General features: G+C 63.6%; 20 protein-coding genes. 11 read left to right on the forward strand and 9 right to left on the reverse strand.

What is annotated here, in order from left to right:
* Positions 1-31: 31 nt before the first annotated feature.
* The 3 genes from AB4097_RS15145 (at position 32) to AB4097_RS15155 (ending at position 2268) form a co-directional block, all read left to right on the forward strand.
* A complete protein-coding gene (locus tag AB4097_RS15145; RefSeq protein ID WP_442040959.1) occupies positions 32-916 on the forward strand; it encodes an S-methyl-5'-thioadenosine phosphorylase in 885 nt (294 codons plus the stop codon).
* Positions 917-984: 68 nt separating this feature from the next.
* Positions 985-1530 carry an adenine phosphoribosyltransferase gene (locus AB4097_RS15150; protein ID WP_442040961.1) on the forward strand — a complete coding sequence of 182 codons (546 nt, stop codon included), beginning with the start codon at positions 985-987 and terminating at the stop codon, positions 1528-1530.
* Positions 1531-1689: 159 nt separating this feature from the next.
* The gene (locus AB4097_RS15155) at positions 1690-2268 is read left to right on the forward strand and encodes an HD domain-containing protein (protein WP_442040963.1); all 579 of its coding nucleotides are present in this window, start codon (positions 1690-1692) and stop codon (positions 2266-2268) included.
* A gap of 51 nt (positions 2269-2319) precedes the next feature.
* Here AB4097_RS15155 and AB4097_RS15160 read toward each other — a convergent pair whose 3' ends face one another.
* Together AB4097_RS15160 and nfi are read right to left on the reverse strand one after the other, a co-directional pair.
* Complete coding sequence (locus AB4097_RS15160) at positions 2320-3336, reverse strand: MaoC family dehydratase (protein ID WP_442040965.1); 1017 nt, start codon at positions 3334-3336, stop codon at positions 2320-2322.
* Positions 3337-3374: 38 nt separating this feature from the next.
* Positions 3375-4052 carry a deoxyribonuclease V gene (gene nfi, locus AB4097_RS15165; protein ID WP_442040967.1) on the reverse strand — a complete coding sequence of 226 codons (678 nt, stop codon included), beginning with the start codon at positions 4050-4052 and terminating at the stop codon, positions 3375-3377.
* Between the two features lie 214 nt (positions 4053-4266).
* Here nfi and AB4097_RS15170 point away from each other — a divergent pair, with 214 nt between their 5' ends.
* Positions 4267-5481 (forward strand): hypothetical protein, encoded by a 1215-nt coding sequence (locus tag AB4097_RS15170; RefSeq protein ID WP_442040969.1) that lies wholly within the window; start codon positions 4267-4269, stop codon positions 5479-5481.
* A gap of 83 nt (positions 5482-5564) precedes the next feature.
* A complete protein-coding gene (locus AB4097_RS15175) occupies positions 5565-5990 on the forward strand; it encodes a group III truncated hemoglobin (RefSeq protein ID WP_442040971.1) in 426 nt (141 codons plus the stop codon).
* Between the two features lie 6 nt (positions 5991-5996).
* Here AB4097_RS15175 and AB4097_RS15180 read toward each other — a convergent pair whose 3' ends face one another.
* From AB4097_RS15180 to AB4097_RS15210, 7 genes are all read right to left on the reverse strand, one after another.
* Positions 5997-6149: a hypothetical protein gene (locus tag AB4097_RS15180; RefSeq protein ID WP_442040973.1), complete on the reverse strand. Its 153-nt coding sequence runs from the start codon at positions 6147-6149 to the stop codon at positions 5997-5999.
* A 315-nt stretch (positions 6150-6464) separates the two neighbouring features.
* Positions 6465-7562, reverse strand: a complete 1098-nt coding sequence (gene ychF / locus AB4097_RS15185) for a redox-regulated ATPase YchF (RefSeq protein ID WP_442040975.1) — start codon at positions 7560-7562, stop codon at positions 6465-6467.
* A gap of 146 nt (positions 7563-7708) precedes the next feature.
* Positions 7709-8326, reverse strand: coding sequence for an aminoacyl-tRNA hydrolase (gene pth, locus AB4097_RS15190; protein ID WP_442040977.1), 618 nt, complete (start codon positions 8324-8326; stop codon positions 7709-7711).
* Positions 8327-8418: 92 nt separating this feature from the next.
* A complete protein-coding gene (locus tag AB4097_RS15195; RefSeq protein WP_442040979.1) occupies positions 8419-9039 on the reverse strand; it encodes a 50S ribosomal protein L25/general stress protein Ctc in 621 nt (206 codons plus the stop codon).
* Between the two features lie 339 nt (positions 9040-9378).
* A complete protein-coding gene (locus tag AB4097_RS15200; RefSeq protein WP_442040981.1) occupies positions 9379-10311 on the reverse strand; it encodes a ribose-phosphate pyrophosphokinase in 933 nt (310 codons plus the stop codon).
* A gap of 154 nt (positions 10312-10465) precedes the next feature.
* A complete protein-coding gene (locus AB4097_RS15205) occupies positions 10466-10999 on the reverse strand; it encodes a hypothetical protein (RefSeq protein WP_442040983.1) in 534 nt (177 codons plus the stop codon).
* Positions 11000-11061: 62 nt separating this feature from the next.
* Positions 11062-12222: a benzoate/H(+) symporter BenE family transporter gene (locus tag AB4097_RS15210; protein ID WP_442040985.1), complete on the reverse strand. Its 1161-nt coding sequence runs from the start codon at positions 12220-12222 to the stop codon at positions 11062-11064.
* Positions 12223-12380: 158 nt separating this feature from the next.
* Between AB4097_RS15210 and AB4097_RS15215 the strand changes: the two genes are divergently transcribed.
* The 6 genes from AB4097_RS15215 (at position 12381) to AB4097_RS15240 (ending at position 17863) form a co-directional block, all read left to right on the forward strand.
* Positions 12381-13982: a M10 family metallopeptidase C-terminal domain-containing protein gene (locus AB4097_RS15215; RefSeq protein WP_442040987.1), complete on the forward strand. Its 1602-nt coding sequence runs from the start codon at positions 12381-12383 to the stop codon at positions 13980-13982.
* Between the two features lie 112 nt (positions 13983-14094).
* Positions 14095-16098, forward strand: a complete 2004-nt coding sequence (gene uvrC / locus AB4097_RS15220; protein ID WP_442040989.1) for an excinuclease ABC subunit UvrC — start codon at positions 14095-14097, stop codon at positions 16096-16098.
* A gap of 124 nt (positions 16099-16222) precedes the next feature.
* Positions 16223-16819 (forward strand): CDP-diacylglycerol--glycerol-3-phosphate 3-phosphatidyltransferase, encoded by a 597-nt coding sequence (gene pgsA / locus AB4097_RS15225; RefSeq protein WP_442040991.1) that lies wholly within the window; start codon positions 16223-16225, stop codon positions 16817-16819.
* 4 nt (positions 16820-16823) lie between these two features.
* Entirely contained in the window at positions 16824-17075 is a 252-nt protein-coding gene (gene moaD / locus AB4097_RS15230; protein ID WP_442040993.1) for a molybdopterin converting factor subunit 1, read from the forward strand.
* An 11-nt stretch (positions 17076-17086) separates the two neighbouring features.
* The gene (locus AB4097_RS15235) at positions 17087-17542 is read left to right on the forward strand and encodes a molybdenum cofactor biosynthesis protein MoaE (RefSeq protein ID WP_442040995.1); all 456 of its coding nucleotides are present in this window, start codon (positions 17087-17089) and stop codon (positions 17540-17542) included.
* 66 nt (positions 17543-17608) lie between these two features.
* Positions 17609-17863, forward strand: coding sequence for a hypothetical protein (locus AB4097_RS15240; protein ID WP_442040997.1), 255 nt, complete (start codon positions 17609-17611; stop codon positions 17861-17863).
* Positions 17864-18601: the final 738 nt, after the last annotated feature.

Genomic DNA, 18601 nt, shown 5'->3' on the forward strand with positions numbered 1-18601 from the left:
AGCCCTGATCCTAAGCAGGCGAGGACTCAAGATGACAAAGGCGGTTCTAGGCATCATCGGCGGATCCGGCGTCTACGATCTTCCCGGGCTCGAGGATATGCGCGAAGTGCGCGTCGACTCGCCCTGGGGCGAGCCGTCGGACGTGCTGCGCGTCGGTCGCATCGGCGGGACGGAGATCGTGTTCCTGCCGCGCCACGGGCGGGGCCACCCCCTGTCGCCCTCCGACATCAACTACCGGGCCAATATCGACGTAATGAAGCGCGCCGGCGTCACCGACCTGATCTCGGTCTCCGCCTGCGGCTCGTTCAAGGACGAGTATTATCCCGGCTTCTTCGTCCTGGTGGACCAATACGTGGACCGCACCCACCGGCGCGAAAATTCGTTCTTCGGTCGGGGCTGCGTCGCCCATGTGCCCATGGCGCATCCGGTCGGGCCGCTGCTGCGCCAGCGCATCGCCGACGCGGCGGTCGCCGAGAACATCGAGTTTACCCTGGGCGGAACGCTCGTGTGCATCGAGGGCCCGCAATTCTCCACCTATGCCGAGTCGGTGACCTACAAGAACCTCGGCTACGACGTGATCGGCATGACCGCGATGCCCGAGGCCAAGCTCGCCCGCGAGGCCGAGATCACCTATGCGACTATCGCCATGGTGACTGATTACGATTGCTGGCACGAGGAGCACGACGATGTGGACGTGGCTTCCGTCGTCGCCGTCGCGCACCAGAACGCCCAGAAGGTGGCAGGCCTGATCGCCCGGATCGCCCGGGATTTTCCGGCCGAGCACGAGCCGTGCCCCGTGGGTTCGGACCATGCGCTCGACGGCGCCATCATGACGGCTCCCTCGGCCCGCGATCCGGAGCTTCTGAGGAAGCTCGATGCGGTGGCAGGGCGGGTGCTAAATCCTTCGAGAACGTGAGCCCGGCCCTTGTGCCGACCACGCTTGCAGAACCATCTTCATTCGACACCCAGACAGGCTTAACCCCCATGGACCAGCGTCTCATCACCGACCTGAAAGCCGCGATCCGGTCGATCCCGGATTATCCGAAGCCCGGCATCGTCTTCCGGGACATCACGACCCTGCTGGGCGATGCGCGCGCCTTCCGGCGCTCCGTAGACGAACTCGTCCATCCCTTCGCGGGTGGGCGTATCGACAAGGTGGCGGGGATCGAGGCCCGCGGCTTCATCCTCGGCGGCGCGATCGCGCACCAGCTCTCCTCCGGCTTCGTGCCGATCCGCAAGAAGGGCAAGCTGCCCCACGAGACGGTGCGCATCGCCTATTCGCTCGAATACGGCGTCGACGAGATGGAGATCCACACGGATGCCATCGGCCAGGGCGAGCGCGTGATCCTCGTAGACGACCTCATCGCCACCGGCGGCACGGCGGTCGCGGCGACCCAGCTCCTGCGCCAGATGGGGGCCAACATCGTCGCCGCCTGCTTCATCATCGACCTGCCCGATCTCGGCGGCGCATCGAAGCTGCGCGACCTCGGCGTCGAGGTACGCAGCCTCGTGAGCTTCGAGGGGCATTAAACAGTATCTATCATCATACAGTCCTCATCCTGAGGAGCCGGCAGCGGCGTCTCGAAGGAGGTTCCAGAGAGCGCTGGAGCCGCCTCGTCCTTCGAGACGCTTCGCTCCTCAGGATGAGGCTTGGGACAATTGAGTGAGGGGCACCAGGGAGCCACGCAGATGGCAAGTGACCGCATCCTCGGAGCGCTGGAATTTCTGCGGGAAGCGGAGAGGCTCAAGAGCACCCTGCGCAGCGGCTACACGTCGACGGGGCGTCCCGAGAGCACGGCCGAGCATACGTGGCGCCTGTGCCTGATGGCGCTGGTGCTCTCGGACGAGTTCGAGCGCATCGATCTCCTGCGCCTCATCAAGCTCTGCATCGTCCACGATCTCGGCGAAGCCCTGAGCGGCGACATTCCCGCCGTTCTGCAGACGGAAGGTTCGGGCAAATCCGCTCAGGAGCGGGCCGACCTGGAGATCCTCACCAAGTCCCTTCATCCGGACAAGCGGGCCGAGATTCTGGCCCTGTGGGAGGAATACGAGGCGGCCTCGTCGCCCGAGGCCATCCTCGCCAAGGGGCTCGACAAGCTGGAGACGATCCTCCAGCACAATCAGGGTCGGAATCCTGCGGATTTCGACTACGCGTTCAACCTCGGCTACGGGCAGAAGCAGACATCGGCGCATCCCGTGCTCGCCAGGATTCGGACCATCCTCGATGAGGAGACCCGGGCGCGGGCCGAGGCGTCGAATGTGGATTAGAGAATCGCATCTTTCCACGCAAAACCGGTCTCCACTTTTGCGCTCGATGCTTTAAGCCCGCCTCTCCCAGAACACCATGCCGTCGAAGGCGAACACCTCTTCTCCGCGCTGGTTCGTACCGGCGTTGTGGTGGAACACGAGGCCCCATCCAGGCCGTGAGGCCGAGGCGCGCTTGGCGGAAACGGTCGACCGGTAGGTGATCGTATCGCCCGCATAGACGGGCTTGAGCCATTTCAGGTTGGAGAAGCCGGGGGAGGGGCCGAGCCGCGCGGCCCGCCCCCCATGGGTGAGCGCATAGGCGCGGATGCGGTCGCGGTAGCCGACCATGTGCTTCATCCAGACGCTCGCCGTATGCCAGCCCGAGGCGCAGAGGCCGCCGAACAGGCTGTCCTTCGCGGCCTCCGCGTCCACATGGAAGCGCTGCGGGTCGAACTGCCGGGCGAAGCGGATGATGTCATCTGGCTTGAAGGTGTAGGAACCGAGCTCCTCCGTCTCGCCGATTACGAGATCCTCGAAATAGGGATTGGAGGAGACATGCGGCAGCTCCCGCTCCGGCGTGCGGTCCGGCATGGCCGCGGCGGCCGCGGTGAGAACGGCGGAGCCCGATCCCCTGACGGGTTCCGCATCGCGGCGGCCGAACATGATCCAGTTCTTCTGCGAGAAGACGGCCTCGTCCTGCTGGTTCAGCATCTCGAACTGGAAGCGCACCAGCCCGAGGGAGGGACGACTCGCCGAAGGGCGGCTCTCCAGGATCGTCATGCGCGAGCGCAGGGCATCGCCCGGCCTGACGGGCTTCAGCCACTTCACTTCCTCGATGCCCGGCGAGCCCAGGGACGTGGAATCGAGAATCACCTCGTCGGCCAGGAGGCGCATGTTGATGCTGCAGGTGTGCCAGCCCGAGGCGATGAGCGTGCCGATGAAGCTGTCCTTGGCCGCGACCTCGTCCACGTGGAAGGGCTGCGCGTCGTATTCCTGCGCGAAGGCGAGCAGCGCTTCCTTGGTCACGATGGTGGGGCCGAGCATCCGGGTGGAGCCGGGCGTGAAATCTTCGAAAGCGTAACGGGGCATGGTCTCGATCGATGCGGTTTGAGCGTATCGCCTCAGGGTCAGGCCGGAAGGGGGCTGAATTGCCCGGCTGCGTTGTGCGCCAGGCGGATCGGTTCGGGCAAGCGATACTTTGGAGAACAGCGCAGGACGAGCTCCGCCGCGGTGGGAATATCGGCCAAGTGCCCGGGCGAGATGAACATCGGGTTCTTGGCCGTGCGGGTGCGCAGGGCCACGCCAATGGTCTCCTTGCGATCGACCAGGGGGGCGGCGGAGCCCTTCTCTTCGCCCAGATCCTTGTAGCGCCCGCACAGGAGTGTCTTGCCGCAGCCGATGGTGGGCCGCTGCAGCCACAGGCCCATATGGCTGGCGATGCCGATGCGCCGGGGATGGGCGATGCCCATCCCGTCGAAGAGGAACACGTCCGGCTCGGATTTCAGTTTCTCGAAAGCCTCTTCGAGAACCGGCCCCTCGCGGAAGCTCAGGAGGCCCGGAACATAGGGAAAAGGGGTCGGGCGCTGCGCCAGCACGGTCTCGACCGGCAGGAAGCCCGGATAGGTGACCACCACGATGGCCGCCTGCGACTGCTCGTTCTTCACGCTCACGTCGACGCCGGCCACGAGCTTTACCGCATCGAGATCGATGGGCCGGTCGGATACGACCTCCGTTCTCAGCTGCTGCTGAAGGGCGATGGCCTCGGAGGGGGTAAGATTCCAGTCGTGTCTATGGTGAAGCTGCATGACGTCGCATTGAAGATGACAAGGCGTCAACGCTCAAGGTTTAGGAACGATCCTCATCATCCCTCCGGGGCCCTTCAAGCCGGGCCGCGGCTCAATGGCCAAGCCTATGACGGCACTACGGAAAATTCCTTAGGGGGATGATCTGAATATCTCTGCTTCCGGGATGAGGCTATTCCTCGGCCATCCAAGAACGATTTCCCATAACGAGGATGTCATGCGTATCGTATCTGCCGCCGACGGCCCCGCACCGCGCGAGCCAAGGACAAGAAGCCCATTCTCCCTGAAGCGCATTGCGGCCGGCTCTGCCGCCGTTGGCATCGGCGCTCTCTGGAGCCTGCCGGCGCAGGCTCATGTGAAATGGTTCGCGCCCTACATCGTCAATGCCGCTCCGCAGCCGATCAGCGCCACTCTGGCCAACCAATGGTTCTGGACCGGCATCGGCCTGGTGCTCGCCTTCTTCCTGGCCACTCTTGCCGTCGAGCGCATGGCATTGGGCCGCGCCATCCAGGCAGGACTCGATCGGATCAGCGCTCCGCTCTGGAGCCGCTCGGACGATTTCATGCGTTCGTCGACCGCAGCGTTCTTCGTCGCCATCTTTGCGGTCGGCGGCATCTATCTCACCCCCGACCTCAAGACCGATTCCGAGTTGATCTCCTGGGCGCAGCTGCTGATCGCGGCCTGCGTGTTCTCGCGCCGGACGATGCCGATCGCTGCGGCCGGCATCATCACCCTGTGGGTGGTGGCGCTGCGCGAATACGACCTCTTCCACCTGCTCGATTACCTGGCGCTTGGCGTCGGCGTTGCGGCCTATCTGGTGATGGCCTCCTCGAACGACGAGAAGTGGCGTGCCCGCCGGTTCCTGGCTCTGCGCTGGGGCATCGCGAACGCGCTGATGTGGTCAAGCCTGGAAAAGTTCGCCTATCCCAACTGGTTCTATCCGCTCGTCGAGGAAAAGCCCTTTCTGACCTTCGGCATGCCGCGTGACGTGTTCATCCCGATGGCCGGCGTTGCGGAATTCATCCTCGGCTTCGGCCTGCTCTGGACCCCGCTGGTGCGCCGTCTTTCGGCCGTGTCCCTGCTGCTGATCTTCTTCACCGCGGTCTATCCGTTCGGCCGCATCGACCTCGTCGGCCATGCCCTGATCATGGCGGCTCTCTTCCTGGTCGCGGCCGACCCCTGCCGCGAGGCCAAGGCGATTGCCGTCAAGATGCCGAACACCCTGCCGCGCTTCGGTACCCTGGCTTCGGTCCCGGCGGGCCTGGCCGTCGCCCTGGTGGTGCTGGTGAGCGGCTATTGGGGGCTCCATGGGGTCTTCTACGGAGCCGAGGGCGGTGCCGGTCAGCAGATCGAACTGACGACACATTCCCACAGCAAGGAATATCCCCATGGACCGCAGGCGAAGCTCCAAGCCGAGCACAGCCACCATTGACGACTTGATCTGACGCAAAGATTCCTTGAACGGGATGGGAGCATCATGCTCCTGTCCCTTTCGGCTCAAGAGGAGAAGGCACATTGGCCCATTCAGCCGCCACAGGCCGCAGCATCCCGATCATCAGCCCGGCCGAGGGCGTCTCTGAGGAGCTGATCCGTGAGCTTGTGGAGACCTTCTACGACCGGGTGATCCGCGATCCGGAACTCGGCCCGATCTTCCAAAAGGCCCTGTCAGGCCGCTGGAGCCGGCATCTGGCCCTGATGGTGGATTTCTGGTCCTCGATTGCGCTCAGGACCGGCCGCTACCAGGGCAAGCCCCAGGCGGCGCATTTCGGCCTTCAGCTCACGCCGGAGCTGTTCGGCCGCTGGCTGTCGCTGTTCGAGGCGACGGCCCGGGAAATCTGCGAGCCGGACGTGGCGGCTTTCTTCGTGGACCGGGCGGGGCGCATTGCGGAAAGCCTGCAGATCGGCCTCGGGATCGGACCGAAGGCCCTGCGTCTGCCCTGAGGAGAATTATCTCTCCCACCATTCGAGCTTGTCGGCGCCTCGCTTGGGGAGCAGGGCCGAAATGCCGATCATGAGAAAGCCGCAGGCCATGAGCACGCCGATGAAGAATTCGGCCTGGCCGAGCCCGGGAGAGACGAAGGTATCGAACAAAGTCTGCATGGATCACATCCTTGATGCAGGCTTTGTCGCATGGCGGCCCTGAACGGACGAAAAAGCGCGCGTTCAGGAAATTGACAGATTGGCGAAGCGGGCTGTCCTCGCCAGCATCGTGCCGGTCATCGGCCTCCCTCACCCTCCGACCTCATCCTGAGGAGCAGCCGTCAGGCTGCGTCTCGAAGGATCCTCCAGCGCCCTCTGGAAGATCCTTCGAGACGGTCGCATGTGCGACCTCCTCAGGATGAGGTTGGAGTGTCGTCCATCGAGACACAAATGGCCGGCACAAGGCCGGCCATGACGGTGAGAGTTCGAAGGGGCTCAGGTATTGAACCGGAAGTGCATCACGTCGCCGTCCTGCACGGTGTATTCCTTGCCTTCCAGCCGCAGCTTGCCGGCATCGCGCGCGCCCGCTTCGCCCTTGAGCGTGGTGTAGTCCGCATAGGCGATGGTCTCGGCGCGGATGAAGCCCTTCTCGAAATCCGTATGGATCACGCCGGCCGCGGCGGGAGCCTTGGTGCCCTTGGTGATCGTCCAGGCGCGGGCCTCCTTGGGGCCGACGGTGAAGTAGGTGATGAGGCCCAGCAGTTCGTAGCCGGCGCGGATCACGCGGTTGAGGCCGGGCTCCTCGAGACCCACGGCTTCGAGATAATCCGTCTGCTCGTCGGGCGGCAGGACGGCGATCTCGCTCTCGATCTTGGCCGAGACGACCACGGCCTTGGCGCCTTCTTCCTTGGCCCGCTCGAACACGCGCGCAGAGAATTCGTTGCCCTTGTCGGCCGAGGCCTCCTCGACGTTGCAGACGTACAGAACGGGCTTGGAGGACAGGAGGCCGAGCATCTGGAACAGGCGCTCCTCCTCGACCTTCCGCTCCACCAGGCGGGCGGGCTTGCCGTCGCGCAGAAGAGGCAGGGTACGGTTGACGAGGTCGAGGGTTTCCTTGGCTTCCTTGTCGTTGCCCTTGGCCTTCTTTTCGAGCGCGGTGACGCGCTTCTCGAGACTGTCGAGATCGGCCAGCATCAGCTCGGTCTCGATGGTCTCGATATCGGCGATGGGATCGATCTTGCCCTCGACATGGGTGATGTCCGTGTCCTCGAAGCAACGCACCACATGGGCGATGGCATCGACCTCACGGATATTGGCGAGGAACTGGTTGCCGAGGCCTTCGCCGCGGGACGCACCGCGCACGAGGCCAGCGATATCCACGAAGGTGAGGCGAGTCGGGATGATCTGCGCCGAGCTGGCGATGGAAGCGAGCTGGTCCAGCCGCTCGTCCGGCACGGCCACGTCGCCCACATTGGGCTCGATGGTGCAGAACGGATAATTGGCAGCCTGCGCGGCGGCGGTCTGCGTCAGCGCGTTGAAGAGGGTGGACTTGCCTACATTCGGCAGGCCGACGATGCCCATCTTGAAGCCCATGGCCTCACTCCTTGTCATAGCCGGCGTCTGCCAGCGTGAATTTCTAGAACATCGGACGTGAATTCGAACTCACGTCCGATGCTCTAATGGTTTGTTTTTTCGCATCTTTTCACGCAAAACCGGTTCCCACTTTTGCGTTCGATGCTCTATTTCTCGACGGCCTTTTCGCCGGGCCGCTTCACGTCCGTCCAGCCTCTCGCCTCCATGGCGAGGTGGACCTTGTTCTGAAAACTTCCGTCCTCGCCTTTGGCAAGGAGAGCCGCGCTGTCCGCGATGATCCGGCACAGGTCGTCGACCCAGGCCTCTTCGCTCTTGCCGAAATCGCCCAGCACATGGTTCTGCACCAGCGCCTTGTGGCCCGGATGGCCGATGCCGAGGCGCACGCGACGATAATCGTTGCCGCAATGGGCCGAGATCGAGCGCAGGCCGTTATGGCCGGCATTGCCGCCACCGATCTTCACGCGCAGCTTGGCCGGGGGAAGGTCGAGTTCGTCGTAGAAGACCGTCACGTCACGCAGCGGGATCTTGAAGAAGTTCTGCGCTTCTCCCACCGCCTGACCGGACAGGTTCATGTAGGTCTGCGGCTTGATCAGCAGAACCTTCTCTCCGCCGATCAACGCGTCTGCCGTCTCGGCTTGGAAACGCTTGCGCCACGGGCCCGCGTTGTGCACGCGCGCAATCTCGTCCACGGCCATGAAACCGATATTGTGGCGGTTTCTGGCGTAGCGCGATCCGGGATTGCCGAGGCCGACGAAGAGGCGCATCGCTCAAGTCCTGCTCATAAGAAACGCTCCGGCCTTGCGGTCGGAGCGTCGAAGCCGATCGATGGGCTTAAAACGCCCGATCATCGAGCCGATTAGGCGGCAGCCGTACCTTCGGCGGCGGCAGCCGGAGCCGCATCCGTTTCCGTCAGGCCGGTCGGGGCCACGACGGTGACGAGGGTCACGTTCTCGGTGGAGGTGGCCTTGGCGCCCTTCGGCAGGACGATGTCGTTCAGGTGAACGGAGGAGCCGATGTCGAGACCATCGACCGAAGCCTCGATATAGTCCGGGATCGCGTCGGACGGAACGAGGAGTTCCACCGAGTGCTCGACGATCTGGAGAGCGCCGCCGCGCTTGAGGCCCGGGCTTTTCTCCTGGCCGACCACGTGCACCGGCACCACGACCTTGATCGCCTGACCCTGCGCAAGTCGCAGGAAGTCGACGTGGATGGGGAAGTCGCGCACGGGATCGAGCTGGTAGTCGCGCGGAATGGCGCGGACCGTCTTGCCGTCGACATCGATCTCGAAGATCGTGGTCAGGAAGTGACCGGCGAAGATCAGCTGCTTGGTCTGGTTGAAGTCGAGGGTAATCGCCTGGGCCGGCTGGCCGGCTCCGTAGATGACGGCAGGAACTTGGCCTTGGCGACGAACGGCCCGGGCGGCCCCCTTGCCGGCCCGGTCGCGCGCCACGGCCTTGATTTGCTTAATTTCGCTCATGGTCGTGGTCCTTAAAATGGGAGTTAAAAACCGATGGCCGCCCGGGTTCTCTGAAGAACCAGCCGGCGGCCATGAGGTCCGCGCCCGTGCCTCCAAGGGTGTCGAGCGGGCGCGAGGCGGCTTATAGGGGAAAGCGTCCTGGAATGCAAGAAAGCCGCGTCGTCGGGGGATGGCGCGGAGAGGGGAGGCCCACCCACGTCATGGCCGGCCTTATGCCGGCCATCCCGCTTCGGTGAGGCGCTGCGCTTCAATCAATCGAGATCACCGGCTCAAGGCCAGTGATGACATCAGAGATTCCGCACTGTTCCGGTCGCGGAAAACCTGAAGATAGGCTCTCGCCTAATCGAACAGGCTCGACACCGAGCTTTCCGTGGCCGTGCGGCCGATGGCTTCGCCCATGAGGGACGCGATGGAGATCACGCGGATGTTGTGAGCCACCTTCACGGCTTCCGTGGGCATGATCGAATCGGTGATCACGAGTTCCTTCAGGCGGGAGCCTGCGATGCGGGCGACCGCGCCGCCGGAGAGGACGCCGTGGGTGATGTAGGCGTAGACTTCCTTGGCGCCGTTGGCCAGGAGGGCGTCGGCGGCGTTCACCAGGGTGCCGCCGGAATCGACGATGTCGTCGACGAGGATGCAGGAGCGGCCGGACACGTCGCCGATGATGTTCATCACCTCGGATTCACCGGGGCGTTCGCGGCGCTTGTCCACGATGGCGAGCTGGGCGTCGATGCGCTTGGCGAGCGCGCGGGCGCGCACCACGCCGCCGACGTCCGGCGAAACCACCATGCGGTTGCCGCCCTCGAGGTGATCCTTGATGTCGCGCGCGAGTGCCGGGGCCGAGAACAGGTTGTCGGTCGGGATGTCGAAGAAGCCCTGGATCTGACCGGCATGGAGATCCAGCGTCAGCACCCGGTCGACGCCCGCATGGGCGATGAGGTTGGCGACGAGCTTGGCCGAGATCGGTGTGCGTCCCGACATGCGCCGGTCCTGCCGGGCGTAGCCGAAATAGGGGATCACTGCCGTGATGCGCCTTGCCGAAGAGCGGCGCAGCGCATCCGTGATGATCAGAAGCTCCATCAGGTGGTCGTTCGTGGGGAACGAGGTCGACTGGATGATGAACACATCCTCGCCGCGCACATTCTCCTGAATCTCGACGAAGACTTCCATGTCCGCGAAGCGCTTAACCTGGGCCTTGGCCAACGGGACATTGAGATAGGCGGAGATGGCCTCCGCCAGCGGACGATTGGAATTTCCCGCAACGAGCTTCATGCAAGCAACTTTGGCTTCGAGTGACCGATAACACCCGCTGCGCAATGCCATAATCCCTGCACGGCTGGGCGCAAGGCTCTTAGCAGCGATACGAAGCCGTCACAATACATGGAAGGCTTCCAATCCGCTGCAAGTTTGGCGCGTTGCCATGCGCTCACTGCATTGCAACAGTGGAATCGTCGCCCGAGACCTCCGCCGTCTGAATGGGTTCTTCGGGCGTGGCCGGAGTTTCGGAGGCGGTTTCCGATTTCGCGGCCGTCAGGAACTCGGCGATCTCGTCCATGCTGGCCTGTGCCAGCTTCGCGAGCGTCGCCTTGTCCAGAGCCGAGATGGAGGAGGTGGGAACAGGGCTCGATCCGGCCAGCCGCTTGGCCCGGCGCTTCTGGGAATCGAAGACGTCCCAAACATAGGCCACCTTGGTTTCCCCATCCTCGGTCGACGTCGACAAGTAGCCGCGGACCCGGTAGCGCGCCTGGGCGCTGGCGCCCACGAGATCGACCTTGCGGTCGGTGGCGGCACTGGTCAGTTCGTCGACGAGGGCCGTGCGGATCGGCGCCGGGGCACCGTCGATGCTCTCCAAGGCAACCGGAACGCCTTCCGGCGATCCGCTGAACGAACCCTGGCAGGCTCCCAAAGCCGCCGTCAGGATCAGGGCGACAAGCCGCCCTGCACGCTTCGTCCCCGCCATGAGAGTCCCCGTTCTTGTTCTTCGTAACGAAGTATTAAGCTTAACGGGGCCTGCCGTCCAGATCAGCCGCGCCTGCGCAGGGCGAAGGCGGTGAAATCGAGCGCGAGCGTCACGAGACCGGCCACGAGCCCCCAGAAGGCCGAGCCGATGCCGAACAGGGTGAGGCCGGAGGCCGTGACCACGAGGGTGACGATGGCCGGAAACCGCCTGGAATCCTCGGAGAGGGCGGAGGTGAGCGCGCCCATGAAGGCCCCCATCAGGGCGAGACCCGCGACGGTCTTGATCAGTTCGGGCGGCAGCGCGGCGATCAGGCCGATGAGGGCGGCGCTGAAGGCGGCGAAGACGAGATAGGTCAGGGCATAGAACGGGCCGACCATCCAGCGCTTCTTAGGGTCCGGATGCGTGTCGGGCCCGGTGCAGATCGCGGCCGAAATCGCCGCGAGATTGCTCGTATGGGCGCCGAAGAAGGCCGTCACGATCGAAGCGAGCCCGGTCACGGCCAGGATGGGGCTGGACGGCGGCTCGTAACCAGAGGCCTTGAGCACCGCGAAGCCCGGGAGGTTCTGGGAGGCCATCGTCACCAGGAACAGGGGGAGACCGAGGCCGATCAGCGCCGTGAGGTCCCAGGCGGGGGCGATGAAGGTGAGGGTGGACAGGGTAAGGTCGGACGTGAGGGGCCGGGCCAGACCTCCGCCGAAGGCGATGCCGAGGCCGACGAAAAGCACTGCCAGCACGGCGAGCGCCGGATTGAACAGGCGCACCACCAGAAAGATCCCGACCAGTGGCAGGACGAGGCCGGGCGTGCCTTGAGCACTCTGGAACACCCCGACGACGAACTGCAGCAGGACGCCCGCCAGCATCGCGGCGGCGATGGAGGTGGGAATGCGTTCGATCATCCGCCCGAACGGCCTGATGAAGCCCGCCAGCATAATCAGGCCGCCCGCCAGGAGAAAGGCCCCGACCGCCGCATGGATGGAAATGCCCGTCGAGGCCGCGATGAGAGCCGCGCCGGGCGTCGACCAGGCGGTCACGACGGGCATGCGGTAGCGGACGCTTAAGTAACCGGCGGTCGCCGCCATGGACAGGCACAGGGCCGCGACCCACGACGAAGTCTGCGCCGCATCGGCCCCGACGGCTTGAGCGGCCGCGATGATGATGGCGATCGTGCTGCCGAAACCCACCAGGGCCGCGACGAGGGCGGACGTGACGATCGACAGGCGCATGGTTCGGCTCCGCTGACTTCCCGGGAGCTTAGCCGTTTAGACCGGATGCGGCGGGCGGTCTATGCGAACCGTCTGCGCGGAGGGAGCGACATGATCTGAATGGACTTCCTTCGATATTTTATATTATAAAGTTTCATATTTGTCGGGAGCTGAAACACATGCCTTTGAGTCCAAGCGGCGGCCAGTGGTCGGATGGTTATGAGACAACCGACATTTTCGGAACGGTGCTCACGAATGGGAATTTCCTTTCCCTCAAGGTACAGACGAGCGCCGCAGGGGTGAGCGACTTGGTCGGACAAGTCTATACACCGGGTGGAGGTGCTGTCGGGTCGGGCTTCGTGCTCAAGTCCGTCACGCCCGTATCGTTCGAAGAGTTCGCCGTCACCCCTTTGGAGAATGGCCGTTTTGCCGCCGCATGGGTCTATCATATCATCGGTGGGGATAAGCTTGAGACCGCGATCTTCAATGCGGACGGTTCGGTGTTCAAGGCACCTGTCCAGCTCGAATTCGGGAACCCAACCTCGCCCAGACTGACGACACTGGCCGATGGTAGCTACGCCGTAAATTATCATGACATCATTGATAACTCTCAAAGCGGTCTCAAAAGCGTTATTTTGGATGCGAACGGTGTTCTTGGAGAAAAAACTTCGATCCAAGGGCTGCCGCTCGATAATACCGCCGGCCTTCGCGGTGGTGGTTATGCCACGGTCGTGGCAAAGGAAATTATCTCCACATCTGGATCCGGAGCAAGAGCGGACATCAAGTCTTATATACGCTCTCCAGACGGAAGGCTGACGGAAACACTCGTCAAAAGCTTTCCTTTCACCGCGGCAATTGATCAGCCGACCGTCATCCAGACCGAGGTCATCGGTCTCGCAAACGGCAACTTCGTCGTTGCCTGGAGCGTGGCCGGGTCCGAGATCATCAACGCACAGATCGTCAGTTCGTCGGGCGTGCTGATCGGTGGGGAGCTGACGCTCTATCAGAAGGCGGGTGCCGATCTCTTTTCGATGCAACTCGAGCCATTGCTCGATGGAGGCTTCGCGCTTGCCTTCGTCGAAGAAGTTTCACAGGGTATTTATCTCGGCACCTACTCGGAGGCGGGCACGGCGGTGGCAGCCCCCTTGCTCGTAAGCCAGCCAACTTATCGAGTGAGATCTCCGTCTCTCGACGTCCTCAAGGATGGGCGCATTCTCGTGGGCTGGAAGAGCCTGGAGGAAAATGCGACCCATTACACGACCCATTTCCAAGCCTTCAGCACGGGCTACACGGTGCCAGCCGGAACCGATCCCTTCACCTCGTTCGGTTTCATGAAGAATGGCACCAAGGGCAAGGATCAATTCGTCGGCGGCTGGGGTGACGACAAGTTCTATGGCGGCTACGGGAACGACAAGCTCACGGGTGGCGCAGGCGCGGACGTGTTCGTGTTCAACGCAAAGCTCGGCACGGCCAAGACGGACCGCAAGGTGAATTTCGACACGATCACCGACTTCAAGCCCGGTGAGGACAAGATCTGGCTCGACAACGCCATCTTCAAGAAGCTCGGAAAAGCCGGAACGGAAACCACGCCTGCGGCGCTGAACAAGAAGTTCTTCAAGCTCGGCAAGCAGGCCGGGGACAAGAACGATTATGTGGTCTACGACAAGAAGACCGGCATCCTCTCCTACGATGCGGATGGCTCCGGCGCCAAGGAGGCCATCGAGATTGCCAAGCTCGCCAAGAACCTGAAGCTGAGCCATCTCGACTTCGGGATCGTCTGACGCTCCGAAAGCGATTCTCGAGGGGGCGGGCTCCCATTCGGAATGGAACGGCGTGCATGGGGTTCCCGCAACAGGACTTTCCTGAACGCCTGGGAATCCCTAAATCTCCCCCATGAGTCGCACCACCACCAACGACGTTCCACCCGATATTCTGGATAATGAGGACGACGACGAGTCCGTCGCCGTCGAAAGCGGCTCGGATGTCGAGTTCGACCTGGAGGCCAATCCGGGCTCGGTCCAGCGCGGCACCGAGGTCATCCGGCATTTCTGGAGCACCCTTCCCAATGCGCCCGGCGTCTACCGCATGCTCGATGCCAAGGGCGACGTGCTCTATGTGGGCAAGGCCAAGAGCCTGAAGAACCGCGTCGGCTCCTATGCGCGGGGTCAGGCGCATTCGAACCGCATCGCCCGCATGATCGGCGAAACCGCCTCGATGGAATTCGTCACCACGGCGACGGAGACCGAGGCGCTGCTGCTCGAAGCCAACCTCATCAAGCAGCTCAAGCCTCGCTACAACGTGCTTCTGCGGGACGACAAGTCGCTGCCCTACATCCTGCTCACCGCCGACCACGAGGCGCCACAGCTGGTGAAGCACCGCGGCGCGAGGAAGCGCAAAGGGGATTATTACGGCCCCTTCGCCAGCGTCTGGGCGGTGAACCGCACCATCAACGCCCTGCAGCGAGCCTTCCTGCTGCGCTCCTGCAACGACAGCTATTACGAGAACCGCACGCGGCCCTGCCTGCTCTATCAAATCAAGCGCTGCTCCGGGCCGTGCACGAACGAAATCTCGCGGGAGGATTATGCCGAGCTGGTTTCCGAGGCCAAGGCCTTCCTGTCGGGCAAGTCGAACGCCGTGAAGCAGCGCATCACGGACGAGATGCAGACTGCAGCCGAGGAGCTGGAATTCGAGCGCGCCGCGCGCTGCCGTGACCGCTTGGCCGCCCTGTCGGCCATCCAGGGCGTGCAGGGTATCAACACGCAATCGGTGGAGGAGGCGGACGTCTTCGCCCTCGACGAGCAGGCGGGGCAGTTCTGCGTGGAAGTGTTCTTCTTCCGCAACTGGCAAAACTGGGGCAACCGGGCCTATTTCCCGAAGGCCGACAAGTCCATGAGCCGCGAGGAGGTCCTCGGCTCGTTCATGGCGCAGTTCTACGACGACAAGCCCGCTCCCCGGCTGATCCTGCTCTCGCACGAGATCGAGGATGCCGAGCTCATGGCGGCAGCCCTGTCGACTCGGACGGACAACAGGGTCGAGATCCATGCGCCCCAACGCGGCGAGCGGCGCCAGCTCATCGAGTACGTGCTGCGCAATGCCCGCGAGGCGCTGGGCCGACGCCTTGCGGACACGTCCTCGCAGCAGAAGCTCCTCGTGTCCCTGGGACAAGCCTTCGGTTTGTCGAAGGCGCCCAAGCGCGTGGAGGTCTACGACAACTCCCACATCATGGGCACCAACGCGGTGGGCGCCATGGTGGTGGCGGGCGTCAACGGCTTCATGAAGCAGCATTACCGCACCTTCAACATGAAGTCCGAGGACCTGAAGCCGGGCGACGATTACGGCATGATGCGCGAGATGCTGCAGCGCCGTTTCGCCCGCCTGGTGAAGGAGGAACCGCGCGGCGCCGAGACGGATGGGCATCCGACCGACGATTCCTTTCCCGCCTGGCCGGACCTGGTCCTGATCGACGGCGGCAAGGGGCAGCTCGAGGCGGCGCGGCAGGCCCTGGCCGAGGTGGGCGTGAGCGAGGACGACGTGGCTCTCATCGGCATCGCCAAGGGGCGCGACCGCGACGCGGGGCGCGAGACCTTCTTCAAGCCGGGCCAGCCGCCCTTCAAGATGCCGCCGCGCGATCCCGCGCTCTATTTCGTGCAGCGCCTGCGCGACGAGGCCCACCGCTTCGCCATCGGGGCACACCGGGCCAAGCGCAAACGGGAGCTCGTGAAGAACCCGCTCGATGAGATTCCCGGCATCGGTCCCACTCGCAAACGGGCGCTGCTGCACCATTTCGGAACCGTCAAAGCGATCCAGCGGGCAGCCCTGGAGGATTTGACGAAGGCGCCCGGGGTCAATGCCGCAACGGCCCGGGCGGTCTACGACTTCTTCCACGAGCGGGGTTAGACATGGATATCGTGTGGGGTGGGCAGGCTCATGTCACATTGCCGTGCTTGCGGAAGGGTGGCGGTGCGCAATGCCGGCCCCTCCGATTGACGGACGGACCATCCTCATGCTTCCTGCAGGTGTCATGAAGACCGTTTCCTCCTTGGGCCGCTCGAAGGCTTTCAACCTGGCGAACATGCTGACCTACGGTCGGCTCGTCGCGGTGCCGGCCGTGGTCGGTCTCCTGTTCTGGCCCGAGGACCACTGGTCCCGCTGGCTCGCCCTGGCGGTCTTCGCCATCGCGGCCATCACCGATTACCTCGACGGCTACGTGGCCCGCACCTTCGCCCAGCAATCGGCCCTGGGGCGCATGCTGGACCCGATCGCCGACAAGCTTCTGGTGGCCGCGAGCCTGCTCATGCTGGTCGCCGACGGCACCATCCGGGGATGGGCGCTCTGGGCCGCCATCGTCATCCTCTGCCGCGAGATCCTGGTCTCGGGTCTGCGGGAGTTCCTGGCCGAGCTCAAGGTGAGCGTGCCCGTCAGCCGGGTGGCGAAATGGAAGACGACGCTCCAGCTCGTGGCTCTGGGTTTCCTGATCGCCGGTCCGGCCGGCGAGACGATTCTGCCCAACAACATCCTCATCGGCACGATCCTGCTGTGGATCGCCGCCATCCTGACGATCTATACCGGCTGGGACTACTTCAAGAACGGCATCCACCACCTCATGGACGAAGGCTAGGCCCATGAAGCTCGTCTATTTCGCCTGGGTGCGCGAGCGGGTGGGCAAGACCGACGAGCAGGTGTCCTTGCCGGAGGGCATCGACACGGTGGCCGATCTGGTGCGCTGGCTGAAGGGCCGGGGCGAGGAATATGAATATGCCTTCGAGAACGAGGGCATCGTCCGCGCCGCCGTGGACCACGTCCATGTGAAGCCCGACGCCCGGATCGCGGGCGCCCGGGAGATCGCCTTCTTCCCGCCGATGACAGGGGGCTAGCCCGAAGACCCATGACGGCAACCATCCGCATCCAGGCCGATCCCATCGATGCCGCCGCCGAGACGACGGCTCTGACCCGGGGGAGGGCGGATATCGGCGCCGTGGTCGCCTTCACGGGCCTGTGCCGGGACGAGGGCGGGCGGCTCGCGGCCCTCGAACTCGAGCATTACCCAGGCATGGCTGAGGCCGAGATCGGCCGCATCGCCGATGTGGCGCAGACCCGCTGGCCGCTTCTCGGCCTCACGGTCATCCATCGCTTCGGCAAGATCGGGCCGGGCGAGGAGATCGTGCTCGTCCTCGCGGCCAGCGCCCATCGGCAGGCCGCCTTCGAGGCCGCCTCCTTCCTGATGGATTACCTGAAGACCCACGCGCCGTTCTGGAAACGCGAGCACCTCAAGGACGGGACCGTCGGGGATTGGGTCGAGGCCAAGGAGATCGATGACCGGGCGGTGGAGCGGTGGCGCTGATCGAGGCTTGACGCGGCCTTGCGACAGGGCGAGCATCCTCCGTGAAACGACATACGGAGGCGTCCCATGCGCAGCGTTGTTGTCTTTCTCGGTCTCTTTGCGGCCACGCCGCTCCTGGCTCAGGACTTGCCCACGGCCCAGACGGCTCAGGCTCCCTTTCACAACCCGCTCGATTGCTACTGCCGCGCGCAAGGGAAGACGTTCGCCGTCGGCGAGAAGGTCTGTCTCAAGACAGCCGAGGGGCCGAAATTGGCGCAGTGCCAGATGGAGATCAACGTCATGTCCTGGAGCATCACGGAGGTGCCGTGCCCTGAGACATGAAAACGCTGCCGAAGCGGCAGCGTGGAGGAATGAAAAAGCGATGGTTCGCTCGTTTCCGAGCGTGCAGGTGCGGCTTTAGAAAAGGCCTGTCACGACAACGAGAATGAATGAAAAGGATGCGCAGACAGCGGCGATGTTGAGCTTGGACGTCCAGTCCAGATTCGATGCTAGATTCATCGGAGCCCCCTATCTCTGAAGGGGGTAAATCCCCCTTTGAATGGATAGGAACGCTATCAAACCTTTGTGGTCCTGAGAAGCACCCCGAACGGGCTAAAGGCAGAGTGATCGGAGCAATGTAATCGTTAACAAAAAGTTAAAGTCTTGTTTTAACAGGTGAAATTTTTTCGTCTTTGATGGCGAAAAAAGTTCCTGCTCAATTCTGTCGCACCCCCCTTCGTTGGGTTTTGCTCTACCTGAAGCGACGGATCGTGCCGGTACGAGAACCGGCTCCGAAGCCTGGCTGCGTGGTGTTTAGCCTTGGTCGGCCTATCCCCTTCGCGGTCATGACCGGGCTTGTTGCGGCTATCCCCATCCGGTGAAGCGCTGCATCTCTCCCTCCCCCGGGCGGGAGAGGTGGTGAGCGAGTGTAATGTTCTCATTTTGTTCTTGACAGATGCTGCAACCTTGGCTATATCGTTGCACAGCCTGATCCGACGAGGGGCGCGCTTCGCGAGGCGTCGCAAGTTGTGGGAGCAGGCACGGTCCTGTCCGCCGGTCACGCAGCCGGCGCCAGGAGGC

It is taken from the genome of Microvirga sp. 2MCAF35, from assembly GCF_052115545.1.
Lineage (GTDB): Bacteria > Pseudomonadota > Alphaproteobacteria > Rhizobiales > Beijerinckiaceae > Microvirga.